15 protein-coding genes, 1 rRNA gene and 1 pseudogene (1 of these 17 cut by a window edge) are annotated in these 18,895 nt (G+C 63.1%); 8 read left to right on the top strand and 9 right to left on the bottom strand.

Features of this window, described 5'->3' with window-relative positions:
* A 16S ribosomal RNA gene (locus tag ACK8CP_RS18070) occupies nt 1-254 on the bottom strand (it extends 1,214 nt beyond the left edge of the window).
* Between the two features lie 619 nt (nt 255-873).
* Between ACK8CP_RS18070 and ACK8CP_RS18065 the strand changes: the two genes are divergently transcribed.
* The 4 genes from ACK8CP_RS18065 to ACK8CP_RS18050 all read left to right on the top strand — a co-directional run bounded on the left by ACK8CP_RS18065 (nt 874) and on the right by ACK8CP_RS18050 (nt 4,206).
* Nucleotides 874-2,811 carry a peptidoglycan DD-metalloendopeptidase family protein gene (locus tag ACK8CP_RS18065; protein ID WP_234629120.1) on the top strand — a complete coding sequence of 646 codons (1,938 nt, stop codon included), beginning with the start codon at nt 874-876 and terminating at the stop codon, nt 2,809-2,811.
* A gap of 76 nt (nt 2,812-2,887) precedes the next feature.
* Nucleotides 2,888-3,484 carry an SCO family protein gene (locus ACK8CP_RS18060; RefSeq protein WP_414832737.1) on the top strand — a complete coding sequence of 199 codons (597 nt, stop codon included), beginning with the start codon at nt 2,888-2,890 and terminating at the stop codon, nt 3,482-3,484.
* A 95-nt stretch (nt 3,485-3,579) separates the two neighbouring features.
* A complete protein-coding gene (locus tag ACK8CP_RS18055) occupies nt 3,580-3,738 on the top strand; it encodes a hypothetical protein (RefSeq protein WP_164879548.1) in 159 nt (52 codons plus the stop codon).
* Nucleotides 3,739-3,849: 111 nt separating this feature from the next.
* The gene (locus ACK8CP_RS18050; protein WP_414832736.1) at nt 3,850-4,206 is read left to right on the top strand and encodes a DMT family protein; all 357 of its coding nucleotides are present in this window, start codon (nt 3,850-3,852) and stop codon (nt 4,204-4,206) included.
* A 22-nt stretch (nt 4,207-4,228) separates the two neighbouring features.
* On the opposite strand, the gene ACK8CP_RS18045 is transcribed toward ACK8CP_RS18050, so the two are convergent.
* Both ACK8CP_RS18045 and clpB read right to left on the bottom strand, forming a co-directional pair.
* A complete protein-coding gene (locus tag ACK8CP_RS18045; RefSeq protein WP_414832735.1) occupies nt 4,229-5,056 on the bottom strand; it encodes a lytic murein transglycosylase in 828 nt (275 codons plus the stop codon).
* Between the two features lie 250 nt (nt 5,057-5,306).
* Entirely contained in the window at nt 5,307-7,943 is a 2,637-nt protein-coding gene (gene clpB / locus ACK8CP_RS18040; protein ID WP_414832734.1) for an ATP-dependent chaperone ClpB, read from the bottom strand.
* A 278-nt stretch (nt 7,944-8,221) separates the two neighbouring features.
* Here clpB and ACK8CP_RS18035 point away from each other — a divergent pair, with 278 nt between their 5' ends.
* On the top strand, nt 8,222-8,986 hold the full coding sequence (locus ACK8CP_RS18035; protein ID WP_414832733.1) for an MOSC domain-containing protein: 765 nt from the start codon (nt 8,222-8,224) through the stop codon (nt 8,984-8,986).
* Between the two features lie 151 nt (nt 8,987-9,137).
* Here the strand turns inward: ACK8CP_RS18035 and ACK8CP_RS18030 are convergent, their stop codons facing one another.
* The 5 genes from ACK8CP_RS18030 to ACK8CP_RS18010 form a co-directional block, all read right to left on the bottom strand.
* A complete protein-coding gene (locus ACK8CP_RS18030; protein ID WP_414832732.1) occupies nt 9,138-10,055 on the bottom strand; it encodes a DUF4167 domain-containing protein in 918 nt (305 codons plus the stop codon).
* 251 nt (nt 10,056-10,306) lie between these two features.
* Nucleotides 10,307-11,203 carry a peptide chain release factor N(5)-glutamine methyltransferase gene (gene prmC / locus ACK8CP_RS18025; RefSeq protein ID WP_414832731.1) on the bottom strand — a complete coding sequence of 299 codons (897 nt, stop codon included), beginning with the start codon at nt 11,201-11,203 and terminating at the stop codon, nt 10,307-10,309.
* Between the two features lie 98 nt (nt 11,204-11,301).
* Nucleotides 11,302-12,381 carry a peptide chain release factor 1 gene (gene prfA / locus ACK8CP_RS18020; protein ID WP_234629128.1) on the bottom strand — a complete coding sequence of 360 codons (1,080 nt, stop codon included), beginning with the start codon at nt 12,379-12,381 and terminating at the stop codon, nt 11,302-11,304.
* A gap of 24 nt (nt 12,382-12,405) precedes the next feature.
* Entirely contained in the window at nt 12,406-14,673 is a 2,268-nt protein-coding gene (gene ptsP, locus ACK8CP_RS18015) for a phosphoenolpyruvate--protein phosphotransferase (protein ID WP_414832730.1), read from the bottom strand.
* An 87-nt stretch (nt 14,674-14,760) separates the two neighbouring features.
* Nucleotides 14,761-16,014 (bottom strand): aspartate kinase, encoded by a 1,254-nt coding sequence (locus ACK8CP_RS18010; protein WP_234629130.1) that lies wholly within the window; start codon nt 16,012-16,014, stop codon nt 14,761-14,763.
* 191 nt (nt 16,015-16,205) lie between these two features.
* Between ACK8CP_RS18010 and ACK8CP_RS18005 the strand changes: the two genes are divergently transcribed.
* Entirely contained in the window at nt 16,206-16,766 is a 561-nt protein-coding gene (locus tag ACK8CP_RS18005) for a CDP-alcohol phosphatidyltransferase family protein (protein ID WP_414832729.1), read from the top strand.
* On the opposite strand, the gene ACK8CP_RS18000 is transcribed toward ACK8CP_RS18005, so the two are convergent.
* Nucleotides 16,704-17,798 (bottom strand): hypothetical protein, encoded by a 1,095-nt coding sequence (locus ACK8CP_RS18000; protein ID WP_414832728.1) that lies wholly within the window; start codon nt 17,796-17,798, stop codon nt 16,704-16,706. The two genes, ACK8CP_RS18005 and ACK8CP_RS18000, sit on opposite strands and share 63 nt — an antisense overlap.
* Nucleotides 17,799-17,899: 101 nt before the next feature.
* On the opposite strand from ACK8CP_RS18000, the pseudogene ACK8CP_RS17995 reads away from it, so the two are divergent.
* Together ACK8CP_RS17995 and ACK8CP_RS17990 are read left to right on the top strand one after the other, a co-directional pair.
* Nucleotides 17,900-18,100: pseudogene (locus tag ACK8CP_RS17995) on the top strand (site-specific integrase); the annotation flags it as partial.
* 72 nt (nt 18,101-18,172) lie between these two features.
* Nucleotides 18,173-18,808, top strand: a complete 636-nt coding sequence (locus ACK8CP_RS17990) for a tyrosine-type recombinase/integrase (protein WP_414834297.1) — start codon at nt 18,173-18,175, stop codon at nt 18,806-18,808.
* Nucleotides 18,809-18,895: the final 87 nt, after the last annotated feature.

Genomic DNA, 18,895 nt, shown 5'->3' with positions numbered 1-18,895 from the left:
CGGATCGTTGCCTTGGTAGGCCGTTACCCCACCAACAAGCTAATCCGACGCGGGCTCATCCAATGGCAATAAATCTTTCCCCCGAAGGGCGTATACGGTATTAGCTCGAGTTTCCTCGGGTTATCCCGTACCACTGGGTAGATTCCCACGCGTTACTCACCCGTCTGCCACTCACTCCGAAGAGTGCGTTCGACTTGCATGTGTTAAGCCTGCCGCCAGCGTTCGTTCTGAGCCAGGATCAAACTCTCAAGTTGAATGAGAACTTTGATCGGCTATTGATCGCACGTCTTGACGAGGTCACACCGTCAAATACCCGCCGCTTCCGCAGCGTGCATCGACATGTGAGCTCAGAGAAAACGTCGACCGCCGAAGTCTCGTTCAGCTCTCAATATCCTCCGAAAAGGACATCAGAGCCGGCGGACATCGCCGTCCACGCTTCTCTTTCTTCAATAAACCAGATTGTCAAAGAACAGGCGATATCAACCGCCCCGGTCGCTCAAGTGAGCCTCTCGCGACCGCCAGAGTTTCACCGGTCTCGCCGGGATACGCCCTGGATAAGAATGGAAGCCGGCGATGAAGCGTCGAGCCCCGAAGAGCAGTGCTCCCCGCCGCCGGTGTCGCGGTATATATTCAGGCCGCCCCGACCTGTCAACACCGAGTTTTAAAAACATCGGCGCTTTTCAGAAAAAGCCGTCGAAAGCCCGGATTTCCGCGGCTTTCACTCGGTCGCGTTGACAGGGGGCACCCCCGCTGGCACGACGCGTCACGAAGCAGTCACATTCGCAACCCTATCGGAAGGCTGTCACACATCGCGCACGCGAGCTATACAGAGACGCGCATGCGGCGCGCATGCGGGGAAAGGAAAACGACGGGGTGCACCCTTTCTTGAAACAGCGCCCGGTTCCGTCCGTCGATCTGGGTGACGACGAACCGCTCTATCATCTCTCGCTGAAGCGGCGGCCAGACCGGCGGCGGCTCAGCCTGCGCTGGCTGGGTGGATCTGTCGTCACGGCCGTGTTCTCGGTGATCCTGGTGGGCGGCGCGCTGCAGGCGGCGATCGGGCTGAAGCCGGAAGGCATCATCCGTCCGGCCCTTGCCGCCATCGATCCGGGCCGTCTCGTCGGTGGCACCGTCGGGCGCAAGAGCGATCGCATTCGCGTCGAGCCCGACGGCGAAGAGCTGAAACGCGTCATTCAGGTTTCGACCGTCACCCGCGTCGACGACCGCGAACACATCAAGGTCCGCCCCTTCGTGCATGTCAGGCGCGCGCTCGCCGCCCCGGTCTCCGAAGACATCGTCGCCCGGGTGCCGAAGTTCAACGCGCTCGCTTTGTTTGCGGAAAGCAATTCGCCGGAGCCGTCCGAGACGGCGGCAGCCGAGACGATCTACGGCGCCGAGGTCGACGGCGAAGTGACCATCAAGAGCGAGCCCTTTCCCGTCAACGCCAAACGCTACGACGAGACCGCGGCGCTGAAGACGGCCGAAGTGGAGCGCATCATCCGCGAGAATGCGCCCTTCCTCGCCGAAGGCGCCGTGGAAGTCGCCTCGCTTCCCTATGTCGATCCCGGCCGCTTCGACGTGAGTTCGGCCGATCCCCTCTCCCTCAACAACCTCGCCGTCGCCATCGTCCCGGAAAACGTCTCTCTCATCGAGAAGAACGACGAGGCACCCGTCGACGAGGCGATCGAGGAAAAGATCGTCCAGGTCGCGACCGGCGACGCGCTGACCAAGCTCCTGGAGGCCGAAGGCGCCACGGAGGTGGAGGCGGCCGAGATCCAGTCGACGATGATCGCCAATTTCGCCTTCGATTTCCGTGCCGGCCAGAAGCTGCGCCTCGGCCTTGCCGAGGACGAAGCGGGCCGCGTCCGTCCGGTGCGCGTCAGCCTCTATTCCAACGGCCAGCATCTGGCGACGGTGGCGCTCTCAGATGGCGGCGCCTATGTGGCGGCGGCCGAGCCGAACTTCAGCGACGGAGATTTCGAGACCGCCAACATCGCCGACACGCGCTCCCGCTCTTCTCTTCCGAGCGTCTACAGCGCGCTCTGGCGCTCCGCCCTCAGCCTCGATATGGAGCCCGAGCTTGCCGAAAAGCTCGTGCGCATCTTCTCCTTCGACACCGATCTGCAGAGCCGGACCTCGAGGCGCGACGAATTCGAGGCCGTCTATACGGGCGATCCCGACGCGGAGGAACTCATCTACGCCTCGCTCACCGTCAACGGCGCCAAGCATCGCTTCTATCGCTACCGCGACGAGGAAGACGGCTCGATCGGCTATTACGATCCGGACGGCAAGAGTGCCAACAAGTTCCTCCTGCGCAAGCCGGTCCCGAACGGCGTCTTCCGGTCCGCTTTCGGCATGCGCAAGCACCCGATCCTCGGCCGCTACAAGCTGCATTCCGGCGTCGACTGGGCGGCGCCGCGCGGCAGCCCGATCATCGCCGCCGGCGACGGCATCATCGAGCGCGCCAGCTGGTTCTCCACCTATGGCCGGCGCGTCGAGATCAAGCACGCCAACGGCTATGTCTCCACCTACAACCACATGTCCGGCATCGCCAAAGGCATCAAGGTCGGCATGCGCGTCCATCAGGGACAGATCATCGGCTATATCGGCTCGACGGGTCTCTCGACCGGCCCGCATCTGCATTTCGAGGTTCTGGTCAACGGCCGCTTCGTCGACCCCTTGAAGATCCGCGTCCCGCGCGGCCACACTCTGACCGGTGCCGAGCTCGCCCGTTTCAACAAGGAGCGTCAGCGCATCGACGCCTTGATCGCACGCGACAATTCCTCCCGCGTCGCGACCCTCACCGACTGAGCCCGCAGCCCGGGCGCCGATCCCGAAAGGCGCCGGATCTCTCGTGGCGAAACCTGCCTGAAAGGAGCCTGACAACATGCGACGCGGCATCTTGATTGGACTTTGGATCGCGGTTGCCGCCGCTCTTGTCGGCGTCACGGCCCTCTGGGTCCTTTCCCGCAACCAGGGCGGCATCGCCGGCGGCGAGCGGCTCGGCGCCGATTTCACTCTCGTCGATGAACAAGGCGCGCCGGTCACCGAAGAGATTTTCGAGGGCCACCCCTCCGCCGTCTTCTTCGGCTTCACCCATTGCCCTGATGTCTGCCCGACGACGCTCGCCGACATGGCGAGCTGGCGCGAAGCGCTCGGCGACAAGGCGGACGATCTCGCCCTCGTCTTCGTCACCGTCGATCCGGAACGCGACACGCCCGAAGTGATGGCCGATTACGTCTCAGCCTTCGACGCCGGGATCCGGGGCATCACCGGCGAGCCCGACAAGGTGCGGGCCATGCTCGACGATTACCATGTCTTCTATCGCAAGGTGGAGACGGAGGGCGGCGACTACACCATGGACCACACCGCCTCGGTCTTCCTGCTCGACGGGGACGGTCGCCTCGCCGGCACCATCAATTTCAACGAAGACCGCGACGCAGCCCTCGCCAAGCTCAACCGCCTGCTCGACGGCGCTGCTTGAACGCCTGCCTGACGGCGCTGCTTGACCCATGCTTGACGGCCGCGCTTGACGGCCGCGCTTGACGGTGGAGCGCGCGACGGCGCAACATCGCCTCCATGAAGCTTCCCTTCGACGGCTCGCTCGCCTTCACCGCCGCCTCGGCCCTGCTCGCGCTCGCGGCGATCGTTTCCGTCTTTCTCGGCTGGCAGCTGAAGTCGGATGCGATCTTCATGTCGGTGCTGGTCTCGGGTCTGCCCGGCTGTTTCGGCATCTGAGACGCCTGTCCCGTCCGCGATTGATCACCGCGGCGGGAACGTTTCGGCGGTCTTCCTCATTGCTTCGCTCGCGGGAGCGTTGTCGGCATCCCGCCTTGTCTTAAGGTCACGATGACGCTTTCCATCCCGCCGCAGGTCGCGCCGATCCTGCTTCTGTCGGCATCCAATCTCTTCATGACGGTCGCCTGGTACGGGCATCTGCGCTTCACCGACCGGCCGCTGCCGCTCGTCATCCTCATTTCTTGGATGATCGCGCTGTTGGAATATTGCTTCGCCGTGCCGGCGAACCGCATCGGCTACCGCGCCTATAGCGCGGCGGAGCTGAAGACGATTCAGGAGGTCATCACCCTCGTCGTCTTCGTCGGCTTCTCCGCCATCTATTTGAAAGAGCCGATCACGCTCAACCAGCTCGTCGGCTTCGCCTTCATCGGGCTCGGCGCGTTCTTCATCTTCCGCGCGCCGATTTAGGCCTCCACCGGGCGATGCGCCGTCAGCTTCGCCCGGCCATTTTCGAGGCCATCACCGAGATCGTCTTCACGTAGACGTCGGCTTTGTTCCACTGGTGCAGCACGTTGTAATTCGTCGTGCCCGGTTCCCAGCCCTGCCCCGGCTGCCAGCCATAGGCCCGGAGATAATTGGCGGTGGAGGCGAGCACGTCCGGCACCGAATTGATGAGGTCGCGCCGCCCGTTGCCGTCGCCGTCGACGGCGAAGCGCAGATAGGACGAGGCGAGGAACTGCGTCTGGCCGAGTTCGCCGGCCCAGGCGCCGCGCATCTGCGCGGGAGCGATGTCGCCGCGCTGAACGATCTTCAGGGCCGCCAAGAGCTCGCCGGTGAAGAAGGCGGAGCGCCGGCAATCATAGGCGAGCGTGGCAAGCGACGGGAACGTCGCCATCGATCCGGAATTGCGGCCATAGCCGGTCTCCAGCCCCCAGATCGAGACGATCACCTCCGGCGGCACGCCGGTGCGCTTTTCGATCGACGACAGGAGCGACGAATACTGGCCGATGAGCTTGTGCCCCTTGCGGATCATCGCGTCGTTCACCCGCTTGCGGTAAAACTCGTCGAAGGAGAGCTTGAAGGAATGCTGGCCGCGATCGAGGCGAATGACCTTCGACTGATAGGAGACGCCCGACAGCGCCGAATCGATCACCCGCTGTGAGATGCCGGCTCTTGCCGCCTCCTGCTTGAAATCCTGCAGCCAGGCCGGAAAGCCCGCCGGCCCGTTGCCGCAGGATGCGGCCTGCGTCGTGGCGGAAAAACCTGCCGCCGCGCAGGCGAAAACCGCCGCGGCAACAACGCGTCTCATTGAAAGCATGAAAATGCCCCTGCCCTGTCATCCAAACGCTGCGACGTTAGCGCAGCCGGGAAGGACAAAGTCTTAAGGGCCAGGGGAGTTCCCGGCAGAGGCGCGCCCCGCCGCTGAAACGAGGCCGCTCGCGCGAGGGGCAGGAGGAAATGCCGGCACGCATAAAAAAACGCCCTCCCCGGGCTGCGGGGAGAGCGTTTGTGTCTTTTATGGAAAGGGACGGCGCCTCGCCGGAGCGGGGCGCCGTCGCCAAACGGCCTCAGGCGGCGATCGATTCGCCCTCCGTGCCGGTCTTGGAGCCGACGACATGGAAGAGGAGCCGGTCGGACCCCGCCGTCACCTTGACCTCAGCGCCGTCGCGGATCTCGCCGGCGAGGATTTTTTCCGCCAGCGGGTCCTGCACCTGCTTCTGGATCACCCGCTTCAACGGCCGCGCCCCATAGGCGGGGTCGTAGCCCTTCTCGGCGAGCCAGGCCGTGGCGCTGTCGTCGAGCGAGAGCTCGATCTTGCGGTCCTCCAGGAGCGTCTCGAGCCGCTTCAGCTGGATCGCCACGATCGCGGCCATCTGCTGACGCTTCAGCCTGTGGAACAGGATCACCTCGTCGACGCGGTTGAGGAATTCCGGCCGGAAGTTCGCCCGCACCACCTGCATCACCTCCTCACGCACGGCATCGACGTCCTCCGTCTCCTTGAGGTTGGAGAGGAACTCCGCCCCCAGATTGGAGGTCATGATGATGAGCGTGTTGCGGAAGTCGACGGTGCGGCCCTGGCCGTCCGTCAGCCGCCCGTCGTCGAGCACCTGCAGAAGCACGTTGAAGACGTCGGGATGCGCCTTTTCGATCTCGTCGAAGAGCACGACCTGATAGGGCCGCCGGCGGATCGCTTCGGTCAGCACGCCGCCTTCCTCGTAGCCGACATATCCCGGAGGCGCACCGATCAGCCGCGCCACGGAATGCTTCTCCATGAACTCCGACATGTCGATACGCACCATGGCGCTCTCGTCGTCGAACAGGAAGTCGGCGAGCGTCTTCGTGAGCTCCGTCTTGCCGACGCCCGTCGGGCCGAGGAACATGAAGGAACCGATCGGCCTATGCGGATCCTGCAGCCCGGCGCGCGCACGCCTGACTGCGGTCGAAACCGCATGCACCGCCTCGGCCTGGCCGATGACCCGCCGCGACAGCTCGTCCTCCATTCTGAGGAGCTTGTCGCGCTCGCCTTCGAGCATCTTGTCGACAGGAACGCCGGTCCAGCGCGACACGACATGGGCGATATGGTCGGGCGTCACCGCCTCTTCGACCAGTCCGCCGCCACCTTCGCCATTGGAGGCCTGCGCCTCGCGCTTTTCCGCTTCCTTCAGCTTCTTCTCGAGCTGCGGGATGACGCCATAGGCAAGCTCGCCCGCTTTGGCGAGATCGCCGCGGCGCTGCGCCTGTTCGAGATCGAAGCGCGCCTGGTCGAGCTCCTCCTTGAGCTTGGAGGCACCGGCGAGCTTTTCCTTCTCCGCCTGCCAGCGCTGGGTGAGCGCGGCCGATTCCTCTTCGAGGTCGGCAAGCTCCTTTTCCAGCTTTTCGAGCCGCTCATGCGAGGCCGCATCGGTCTCCTTCTTCAAGGCTTCCCGCTCGATCTTGAGCTGGATGATGCGCCGGTCGAGCTCGTCGAGCGCCTCCGGCTTGGAATCGACCTGCATGCGGAGCCTGGAGGCGGCCTCGTCCATCAGATCGATCGCCTTGTCCGGCAGAAACCGGTCGGTGATGTAGCGGTTGGAAAGCGTCGCCGCGGAAACGAGCGCCGAATCGGTGATGCGGACCCCGTGATGCACCTCGTACTTCTCTTTGAGGCCACGCAGGATCGAGATCGTGTCGGCGACATTCGGCTCGTTGACGAAGACCGGCTGGAAGCGCCGCGCCAGGGCTGCGTCCTTCTCGACATATTTGCGGTATTCGTCGAGCGTCGTCGCACCCACGCAGTGCAGCTCGCCGCGTGCCAGGGCCGGCTTCAAAAGGTTCGAGGCGTCCATGGCGCCTTCCGCCTTGCCCGCGCCCACCAGCGTGTGCAGCTCGTCGACGAAGAGGATGATGCCGCCGGCCGCCGCCTCGATTTCCGAGAGAACCGCCTTCAGCCGCTCTTCGAACTCGCCGCGATATTTCGCGCCGGCGATGAGCGCACCCATGTCGAGCGCGAGGAGCTTCTTCTCCTTCAGACTCTCGGGCACGTCGCCATTGGCGATGCGCAACGCCAGACCCTCCGCGATCGCGGTCTTGCCGACGCCCGGCTCGCCGATCAGCACAGGATTGTTCTTCGTGCGCCGCGACAGGACCTGGATGGCACGACGGATCTCCTCGTCGCGGCCGATCACCGGGTCGAGCTTGCCCGCCCGCGCCTCTTCGGTGAGGTCGCGCGCATATTTCTTCAAAGCGTCATAGCCCTGCTCGGCAGACGCCGAATCGGCCGTGCGCCCCTTGCGGATGTCGTTGATCGCGTCGTTGAGCCCGTTTGCCGTCACCCCGGCCTTGGAGAGAATGCCGGAGGTCGCCGCGCCCTTTTCGATGGCGAGCGCGAGAAGCAGCCGTTCGACGGTGACGAAGCTGTCGCCCGCCTTCTGCGCCACATCCTCCGCGGTCTGCAGAACCTTGGCGAGCGGCTGCGCCAGATAGAGCTGGCCGTTGCCGCCGGACACTTTCGGCAGCTTGGCGAGCGCCGCATCGTTGGCGAGCTGCGCCTCCTTCGGACGGCCGCCGGCGCGCGAAATGAGGCCCGCCGCCATGCCTTCCGGATCGTCGAGGAGAACTTTCAGAAGATGTTCGGGAAGGAACTGCTGATGCCCCTGCCCCAACGCGTAAGTCTGCGCAGACTGGATGAAGCCGCGCGCGCGTTCTGTGTATTTTTCAAAATTCATCGTTTGACCCCTTCCGGCGCCGGGACCCGAAGCATCCCGCACCTGACATGAGATTGAGGCCTTCTTCGGAAGCGCCCCGTATCGGGACCTCATATGGGTGTGGCTGATTTGCCACGCAATGGTCGCGGGGCCGATTTTCGAGCCTCGGCAACCGCTCTTTTGAGGGGGAGCGAAAAGCCCGCATTTGAGTAACCAGCAGCCCCCGGAAACGTACGTCTCCACCCTCCGGCGCGCACCGCCGGTTGACTTTCCCACCGCCGCAGCGGAAGCGAAAGCCCATGATCAAGGTCACCGCGCTTTACCGCTATCCCGTCAAAGGCCTGTCGCCGGAACACCTCACAGACGTGCGGCTCGACGAGGGCGAGACCATGCCCTTCGACCGCGCCTTTGCGATCGAGAACGGCCCCTCGGGCTTCGATCCGGAGAACCCGCAGCATCTTCCGAAGATCCGCTTTTTGATGCTGATGAAGAACGAGCGGCTCGCCACCTTCGAAAGTCGCTTCGACGAGGCGACGCAAGAGCTGTCGGTCAGGCCGAAGGATGGCGGCTCGGCCGGCTTTTCAGGCTCGCTGGCCACGCCGGAAGGCCGTGCGGCGCTCGAAGCCTGGGTGGCGGAAGAGTTCGCCGCGGAGCTGCGCGGTCCGCCGCGGCTTCTGCGCGTGCCCGGTCATTCCTTTTCCGACGTGAGCACGAAATCGCTGCATCTCGTCAATCTCGCAAGCCTGCGCGCATTCGAGGAAAAGCTCGGCCGCAGCCTCGATCCCCTGCGTTTCCGGCCCAACATCGTCATCGACGGGGCGCCGCCCTTTGCCGAATTCGACTGGATCGGCAAGACGCTGGACCTGCCGGAGATCACTCTCTCAGGGCGAAAGCGCACGCAGCGCTGCGCCGCCACCAATGTCGATCCAAAGACGGGCGCGCGCGACGCGGCCCTCCCGCGAGCCCTCTTGGAGCTCTACGGCCATTCCGATTTCGGCATCTATCTCACGGCCGCAACCGCCGGCTCGCTGCGCGAGGGCGACGCGTTTTCGCTTCCGGCCTGACGGCCTGAAACGGCAGGGTGAGGCAGGCGCCGAACCCGTAAATCGCGCAGGGCGGCAAGGCCGTCCGCCCATTCCGCGGAGCCGATAGCGGATACGAAAAAGGCGCGGGCCGAGACCCGCGCCTGATGTCACTGTTTCAATGAGCCGAAACTTATTCCGGAAAGGCTGCCAGAGCCGCAGCACCGTCGCGTGTCGGCTCGCCTTTTTCGTCGCTCTTGCCGTCGGCCTTCATCTCGACCTTGGCTTCGCCGTTGCCGTTGCCGTTGCCGTTGCTTTCGCTGTCGGCAGCCGCCGCCTTCTTGGTGCGGCGGCGTGGCTTCGGAGCCGGCGCGGCTTCGGCCGCCCCTTCGTCGCCGTCCGCGCCGTTCTCGGCCGCCTTGGCGGCTTTGCTGGAGCGGGAAGCACGAGCGGGCTTGGGCTTCTCGGCAGCGGGCTCATCCGAGCTCGCATCGTCCGAGTTGCCGGTGTCTGCGCTCTCGGCGACCGCGGCCGGACGACGGCGGGTACGGCGCGGACGGCGCTCGCTGCGCTCCTCGCCATCACCCTCGTTGTCGTCGTCGTTGTCGCTCGATGCGGCCTGTTCGTCGCGATTGCGGCCGTCGCGATTTCCCCGCCGTCCATCATCGCGGCGCCCGTCATCACGACGGTTATCGTCGCGGCGGTTATCGTCCCGATTTCCCGAGCCGCGCGTCTCGCGCTCGTCGGAATCGCGGTCGTCCTGGCGCGAATCGTTGCGCGAGGGCTGGCGATGGCCGTTCATCGGACGGTAGTCGTCGCTATCGTCGTCGTCGTCCTGATCCTGATTGTTGACGCTTTGCTGCTGCGGCATGTTCGCCTGCGCAGCCATCAGGATGCGGTTGTAGTGTTCTGCGTGCTGAAAATAGTTCTCGGCCGAGACATTGTCCCCCGAAGAAAGCGCATCGCGTGCCAGCAAGGCGTATTTGTCGGCGATGTGCTGAGCCGTTCCACGAACTTTGACGTCCGGCCCATTCGATTCATAGCTTCTCGAAAGAGGATTAGGCCCCTTGCGGTTGCGTCCCCGCGACCGCCTGTTCTGATTATGCCTCATCAACCGTTCTCGCTGGTTTAGAGCTTTTTGATCCGTGCCCCTACTCGCCACGGCTTGACCGAGGCTGAGTTTTCCAATCGCACGATTCCCAATTCAGCCGGAGCTGCCCGTGTCTTTAATGACCATCGGTGGCGAAGACGTGCAAACGATCCGCGCTGGGGGCGAAAACTTCGCCTGTCTCAAGGACATTTGTGTGGCGTTGTGCCCCGGATCGCCTCTTGACCGTAGCGAGATTGACTTGGATTTCCAAGTTATTTTTTCGCATTGCGGCAGGCGAAAGCAGCGTGTGCAACACTGTCATCACAAGCTTTCCTGGCGCTGACCACACGCACGATTCCGGCAAGATCGACTGTCTCGGAACATGCAGAAAGTCCGTTTTCCTTGAGAAGTGCCGTGACACTCTCCGCCTGGCCCGCGCCGATCTCAAGGATAAGTGCACCGCCTGGTTTCAAAAATTCGGGAGCGACCTCTGCGATCGCCCGGTAGGCGGCCAACCCGTCTTCGCCGCCATCGAGCGCCATCTTCGGATCGAAGCGTTCGACCTCCGGCATCAACGTCGCGACGACGTCGCTCTCTATATAGGGTGGATTGGAAACGATAAAAGTCAGGTTTTGCCGCGCGACCACCTCTCCGAGATCGCGGAAGTCGCCGTGAAACGGCAAAAATCGCTCATCCACCCCGTGCCTTGCGGCATTCTGCCGGGCCACATCGAGCGCTGCGGCGCTGAGATCGACCGCGACACATCGCGCTTCGCGAAGCTCCCGCAACAGCGCCACCGCGATGGCCCCGCTTCCCGTGCCGAGATCGGCGAAGAGGAGCGGCTCGCCACGCCCCTCGGACCCGAGAAAGGCGAGTGCGGTTTCGACGGCATGCTCCGTCTCCGGCCGCGGCGTCAAAACGTCCGGCCCGACCAGAAACGAAAGCCCCCAGAATTCCGCTTCTCCGAGAATGCGGACGACGGGCTCGCGCGCCACACGGCGGGCGATGAAGGCGGAAAACCGCGCCTCCTCCTCGCTCGTCACCAGCGCATCACCCGCAGAAATCAGCTGTTCGGCGGAAATCCCGCAGGCGGCAGCAAGAAGCAGCCGCGCGTCGCGCCCCGGATCGGCGATGCCGGCCGCCTTCAGGGTTGCGCGCGCTTGCTTCACAAGTGCGTCGCGGCTTGGCGCCCCGCGACCGGCCGGACGGCTCGCTATCGCCCCGCCCTCACGCCTGCGTCCTCATGTCCCGCCTCATGCCCGGACGCTCATGCCGGCTCGGCTTCGATCGCGGCAAGCCGGTTCGCCTGATCGTCGGCAACGAGCCCGTCGACGAGTTCGTCGAGCGCTTCGCCGGCCAGAACCTTGTCGAGCTTGTAGAGCGTCAGGTTGATGCGGTGGTCGGTCACCCGCCCCTGTGGGAAATTGTATGTACGAATGCGCTCCGAGCGGTCGCCCGTACCAACCTGGCTCTTGCGGGCCGAGGCGCGTTCGCTGTCGGCCTTTTCGCGCTCCATGTCATAAAGCCGCGCCTTCAGAACCTGCATGGCGCGCGCCCGGTTCTGGTGCTGCGACTTCTCCGACGAGGTGACGACGATGCCGGTCGGAAGATGCGTGATGCGCACCGCCGAATCGGTCGTGTTGACGTGCTGCCCGCCGGCGCCCGAGGCACGCATCGTGTCGATGCGCAGATCTTCCTGGCGGATCTCGATATCGACATCCTCCGCCTCCGGCAGGACGGCGACCGTCGCCGCCGAGGTATGGATGCGGCCGCCGCCTTCGGTCTCCGGCACGCGCTGCACCCGGTGCACGCCCGATTCGAATTTGAGCCGCGCATAGACGCTGCGCCCGGAGATGGAGGCGATCACTTCCTTGTAGCCGCCGACTTCGCCCTCCGAGACGGAGAGGATTTCGACCTTCCATTTCTTGAGGTCGGCATAGCGGCAATACATGCGGAAAAGGTCGCCGGCAAAAAGCGCCGCCTCGTCGCCGCCGGTGCCGGCCCTGACTTCCAGGATGGCGCTTTTGGAATCCGCCTCGTCGCGCGGCAGAAGCAGAACCCGGATCTCGTCGGCGAGCACGGCGATGCGCTTGCGCAGCGCATAGGCCTCTTCTTCGGCGAGTTCGCGCATCTCCGCATCGCTGTCGCGGTCGGCGGTCAGTGCCTCGGCGTCTTCGAGCTCCTGCTGGGCCGCAAGCAGCTCTTCGGCCTTGCCGGCCACCTCCTCGATCTCGGCAAGCTCGCGCGACAGGCGGATGAAGACCTCCGTCTCCGGCGCCTTGGTGAGTTCCGTGGTGATGGCGTTGCGGCGGGCGATCAGCCCGTCCAGTCGTTCTTTCGGTATCATCCGCTCTCTATAGCGAGAATTCGCTCACACGGGGATGCGTTCGATATTCGCCCAGGCCCGCAATTCGGTGCGGAGTTCCGAGGCGCTCACATCCCCGTCCAGCATGGCATTGAGCCGTTCGGCAAGGGGTTCGAGCCGCAATTCCAGGATCATCGCCTTGATCGGCCCGATCGACGACGGCGCCATCGACAGGGACCGGTAGCCGAGCGCCAGAAGCGCCATGGCTTCGAGCGGTCGCCCGGCGATTTCGCCGCACACGGAGACCGGCTTGCCCATATCGCGCGCCCGATGCGCGACCTTGCGCAAGGGGCGCAGAAACGCCGGCGACAAAGCATCGAAACGGCCGGCAAGCCGCGTCGAGCCGCGGTCGGACGCCATCAGAAACTGAAACAGATCGTTGGAGCCGACCGACAGGAAATCGACTTTCGCCAGAAGCTCGTCGAGCTGCCACAGAAGCGACGGCACCTCCAGCATCGCGCCGAGCTCCACCTTGTCGGCGGTCGGATGGTCGTGGCGCCGCAAATGCGCCTCTTCGCTCCGAACGATCTGCGCGGCGCGTTCAAATTCCGACACCTCTGTCACCATCGGGAACATGAGGCGCAAAGTGCGTCCCGCCGCCGCCTTCAACAAAGCGCGGATCTGCGTCTTCAGAAGCGCCGGCCGGTCGAGGCCGAGCCGGATCGCGCGCCAGCCGAGCGCCGGATTTTCTTCCGGATGCGTGCGGATATAGGGCAGCACCTTGTCGCCGCCGACATCGAGCGAGCGGAAGGTCACGGGCTTGTCGCCGGCCCCTTCCATGACGTCGCGATAAAACGCCTCCTGCTCGCCGAGGCGCGGAAACGACGAGGCGATCATGAACTGCAATTCGGTGCGGAAGAGCCCGATGCCCGACGCTCCGGATTCCTGAAGATGCGGCAGATCCATCATCAGCCCGGCATTGATCATCAAGGAGACGTCGACGCCGTCCTTGGTCGAGGCGGGTGTATCGCGCAGGCGGCGGAACTGCTCCTGCCGCCGCGCCCGGAAGCGCACCTTGTCGACATAGGCGAGCTCGATATCAGCCGGCGGGCGCAGATGCACCTCGCCCGTCTCCCCGTCGACGATGACGGGATCGCCCGATTCGGCGAGCGCCACGACGTTTTCCACCTGGCCGACGGTGGCGATGCCGAGAGCCCGCGCCACGATCGCCACATGATTCGTCGGCGCCCCGTCTTCGAGCACCAGGCCGCGCAGCTTGTCGCGGTCGTAATCGAGAAGTTCGGCCGCCCCCATATTGCGCGCGACGACCACCGCATCGGCCGGCATCTGCGCGCTGCCCGGACCGTGCGGACGGCCCATCAGCGTGCGCAACAGCCGGTTGCCGAGATCGTCGAGATCATGCAGCCGGTCGCGCAGATATGGATCGGCGCTGCGTGCGAGCCGCGCCCGCATGTCGCTCTGCACCTTCTCCACCGCCGCTTCCGCGGTGAGGCCCGCCGCCACCGCCTCGCGCAGCCGCCGCACCCAGCCCTGATCCTGCGCGAACATCCGGTAGGCTTCGAGAATGTCGCGATGTTCGCCTTGGCCCGCCTCCACGCCGCGCGCCAGAAGATCGTCGACGGACAGCCTCAGGCTCCGCATCGCCTCGTCGAGGCGCACGAGTTCCTGATCGACATCTTCCGCAATGAGCTGCGTCACCACCACGCGCGGTTCGTGCAGAAGCACTTTTCCGAGCCCGATTCCTTCCGAAAACGCCGCGCCTTCCAGACGAAAGGGACGGTTGAGATCGAGGTCGGCGCCGGGCGTGGCGAGGTCTTCGATTTCGCCGGCGGCAAACATTTCGGCGAGCACCATGGCTGTCGTCTGCAGGGCTTCCACCTCCTCCTCGGTGTAGGAGCGGTGGGCGCGGTTCTGGACGACGAGTACGCCGAGAGTGCGGCCGGCACGCAGCACCGGCACGCCGAGGAAGGAATTGTAGATCTCCTCCCCGGTCTCCGGCAGATAGGCGAAGGCCGGATGCTTCTGCGCATCGGGCAGATTGAGCGGTCGCGCCTCCGCCGCGATCAGGCCGACGAGGCCGCGGCCGACGCGCAGCGTGGCACGATGGACGGCCGAGGCCTTCAGACCTTCGGTGGCGAAGAGTTCGAGCGCCCCGTCGGCGCGCAGGATGTAGACGGAACAGACCTCCGTCACCATGTTGGCGGCGATCAGCCTGACGATCTTATCCAGACGATCTTGTGCGCCGATCGGCTCCGCCATGACTTCGCGGAGCCGCCTGAGCAGCACTCTCGGTCCGGCAAGCGTCTCTCGCATTGCGGGCAGACCCCCTCATCCCGTCGCCGTGCACAGTCTCTCACGGCCGCCCCGTCCCCCGTGAGCGCCGTATTCGACGTTAGCCCGTCAAGTCTTGTCCAGTTCGTATATTGAATGGAGGGTGCGTACGGCAAGTTCGGTATAGGCGGCGTCGATCAGGATGGAGATCTTGATCTCCGAGGTCGTGATCAACTGGATGTTGATGCCGCGCGCCGCGAGCGCCTTGAACGCCTCCGCCGCGACGCCCGCATGGCTGCGCATGCCGATGCCGATGACGGAGACTTTCGCAACGTCGCTCGACCCCGAGACCATCTCCATCGCCACGCCCGGCCGCATCCCCTCGATGAGGGCGAGCGCCCGCTCGAAATCGGTCGTGGTGACGGTGAAGGTGATGTCGGTGGTGCGCCCGTCCTCGGAAATGTTCTGCACGATCATGTCGACATTGATCGCCTGATCGGCGAGCGCGCCGAAAATGGTCGCGGCGACGCCGGGTCGGTCCTCGACGCGTCGGAGCGTGACCTTCGCCTCGTCCCTCGAATAGGCGATGCCGGTGACAAGCTGCTTTTCCACGATTTCGTCCTCGTCACAAATGAGCGTGCCGATGGGCAGATTGCCCTCGCCGACCTGCGGCGCTTCCGGGTCGTCGAAGGAGGAGCGCACGAAGGTTCTGACCCCGTGCACCATGGCGAGTTCGACGGATCTGACCTGCAGCACCTTGGCGCCGAGAGACGCCATTTCGAGCATTTCCTCAAACGCGATCTTCGGCAGGCGCCGGGCGCCCGATACGATTCGCGGATCCGTCGTATAGACGCCGTCGACGTCCGTATAGATGTCGCAGCGCTCCGCCCCGAGGGCCGCCGCGAGCGCCACCGCGCTCGTATCCGAGCCGCCGCGGCCGAGCGTGGCGATGCGGTTGTCGGGCGCGACGCCCTGGAAGCCCGCGACGACCGCCACCTGCTGGCGGCTCATGCGCTCGAGAAGCGTGCGGGAATCGATGTCGGCGATGCGCGCCACGCCGTGGGCGGCATCGGTGCGAAGCGGGATCTGCCAGCCGAGCCAGGAGCGCGCATCGACGCCGATCGATTGCAAGACGATGGCGAGAAGCCCGGCCGTCACCTGCTCGCCCGAAGCGACGACGGCATCGTATTCACGCGCGTCGTGCATCAGCGAGGCTTCGCGGCACAGTTTGACGAGCTTGTTCGTCTCGCCGGCCATCGCGGAAACGACGACGGCGACTTCGTGGCCGGCATCGACTTCACGTTTCACATGGCGCGCAACACGGCGGATGCGGTCGAGATCGGCGACAGAAGTGCCGCCGAATTTCATCACGAGGCGGGACATTTTCGGCTCGGCTAGGCCTGATGGAATTTGTGGGTACGACCCGCCAACAAAAATGGCGCAAGGCCGCGGCCGGGCACCCCGGCGCGCCGCTTTTAGCCGGGAATGCGCCCGGGGGCAATCGGGGCGGTGACGAGCAATCTGGACGGCGGTCCCCGCGGGGGGATCTCCTGAACAAACGATAACTCGGAATTATGAGCCTCACGACGAAGTCAGCGTACAAGACTGCCCTCGTCAACGCCTTGACGTTTTCTAGGTTGCTCGTCGGCGTTGCCTCAATCTTTCTCTTTCAGGATTCCGCCGGATTGTTGCTAGCGCTCGCCTTCCTGTACATGTTTATATCGGATTTGGCCGACGGCCATCTGGCCCGGCGCTGGGAGGCGGCAACTAGAGGTGGAGCAATCTTCGATTACGTCGTTGATCGCTTCAATATTTATCTTCAAATAGCGCTACTGGTCTCGATCGGCGTGCCGGTTTTATATTTTATGCCGTTCTTCCTGAGGGATACTCTCTATATTTTTGTCCAAACCTACATCGCCACACTTCGAATTGACGGGACAAAATCGATGAGTTTCGTGGGGACGGCATGCATATATTTGTATGTTCTATTTAGCTCATTGCTTGATATTCAAATTACGTACCTAAATAATATTTTATTCGCAGCTTTGATGTTATCTCTTGCTAATATGACCCTAAGAACCTATCGATTGCGAGCCCAGTTGATTGAGGAAGTTCGTCGTGATTTCCATATTTAATATATGTGGGGCAATTGCGACCAAGTAATTTAGAGCGTACTTGACCCAACCCCAATTACGGCGTTCTCGTATAAGTACAGCGAGGCGCTCATTGGCCTCGATTTCATCAATCAATTCCTTCGCGGGTCTGGACCTTTCGTCGGGCGGAACCAGCAAATGCCGATAAAGGTCGTTTTGATAGACCCCAATCCTCAGCAATTCCCGATCACGCAGAGCTCGTGCCAGCCTATGGAATGACAAGTACAATGTGACCGCAAGGCTCGTAGCAACCGTTGGCGCGCCCACCGCCAGCACCGTTGGCACAATTCCAAACTGCCCCCAACCTAAGTAGTTTGCGACTGCAATTAGAACGGTAAGGGATTGAATTATAAAGAATGGTCGGTCGAATACTCTAAGATATTTTTTTAGACCGCCGCTATAATCCGGATCGAACGGCTCATACCGGACATTTGTTCTCCTTAGCGCGACAAAGTACAATATAGCCAGCACGGCAGGTGTGGCCACGAGCAATGGATAGCAGATCAGGTATTGGTAGAATCGCACCAGCGTATAGGCTAAAAATGTTGGAAAATTACTGGTGGAGTCATAGACGTCAACCACAAAGCTTGCGGCCATTACAATGGAGGCCGCCAGCGCTATGATTCCCACCAAAACCGTAACTCCGTAAATAAACCACGCGAAACGGCTTTCGCCCAGCACACTCAAGAAAATTTCCTGAGCATTTGGCTGGTCTATTATCTCGTCGAAACTAAGTGTCGCCCTTCGTGCTATGGCAGCAACGAGCGGTACAGACGCTGTAGTTACTAGAAAATGAGCAAAGAACGGTGGATTTTCAAGGATTCCTATTCCGGTGTCATTCCAAATCATTCCTTCTGCAAATGCGATCGCCAAGAAGATGGCATACAAAGTAACAACAATTGCCAAATGAGCATCAACCAGTCTTTTAGGGTGAGGTTTAAATCCGGGAAATGCTCGGAACGGTGGAAGGAGCGAAAGAGCCTCAAAAGCCGAGCTTGTATCCCTTGCGCTCATAATTCCGAGTTATCCATCAGCGGTTTCGCACTGACAAGCCGCCCGCACTCCGTACAAAATAAACCATTTTGTGCAATCGCCGGCTTTTGCCGGAGAAATCAATGCGTTACCGGGAAGCGTGCGTCGAGTTTCTGTTTCATTGTGAGGTTGAGCGTAAACTCGCTTTCAACACTATTCAAGCTTATCGAAGCGATCTTTCAAGTTTTGGGGAGTTTTGCGGCAGCGGTTCTTTACCTCAGGCACTGGATGTCGAAGTTTTGAGGGCTTATCTTACTCACCTTTTGGGCGGACCGACTCCGGCGAAGCCAGCAACCGCGCGCCGCCACATGGCCTGCCTGCACGGTTTTTCTCGTTATGCGGCAAAGACATGGGGCGTGAGCGATCCGTTCAAGGAGTGGATGCCGGCGCTGAAGCGGCCGCGGCGCTTGCCCCGCGCCCTGTCCCTCGACGAGGTGCGAAGCCTGATCGCCGCCGGCCAGGCCGGGGCGGCTTCCGACCCCGACACGATCTTCGCTATCCTTCTCTTGAGCGCCACGGGCTTGCGCGTTTCCGAACTTTGTTCGATCCGCGCCGCAGACCTCTCGGGCGACGGATCCACCATCCATATCACCGGCAAGGGCTCGCGCGACCGGATCGTCTACGTGGCCGATGAGAAGCTCCGAAACGGCCTCATCGAACGCCGTGCCGCGCGCATCCATGAGGCCGGCATCACGGCGCCGCTTCTCCTCAACAGCCGCGGCACGCCGCTCCAACCGCAGACCTTGCGCCGTCGCCTCCACCGGCTGCGTCAGGGGCTCGGCATCGACAAGATCATCACGCCGCACATGCTGCGCCACACGGCCGCCACGCTTCTGATCGAGCGCGGCACCGATATCCGGTACGTGCAGCGACTTCTCGGCCACGCCTCTATCGCCACGACCGAACTCTACACGCGCGTCAACGATGTCGCCCTGAAGCGTGCTGTCGCCGCGGCCGATGTCGTGGGTTTTTTGCGCTCGCAGGCCGAATGAACAGCGCTTGCGGATGGCCGGAGGGGTGAGTGCAGCGCGCCGTTCCCCTTTGTCCATCCTCCTCCTGGAAAGCAGGTCGCAGCCGGG

Origin of the sequence: Afifella sp. YEN Y35 (genome assembly GCF_047553465.1) — a bacterium.
Classification (GTDB): Bacteria; Pseudomonadota; Alphaproteobacteria; order Rhizobiales; family Afifellaceae; genus Afifella; species Afifella aestuarii.
This window is presented reverse-complemented; position numbering and strand designations above follow the sequence as displayed.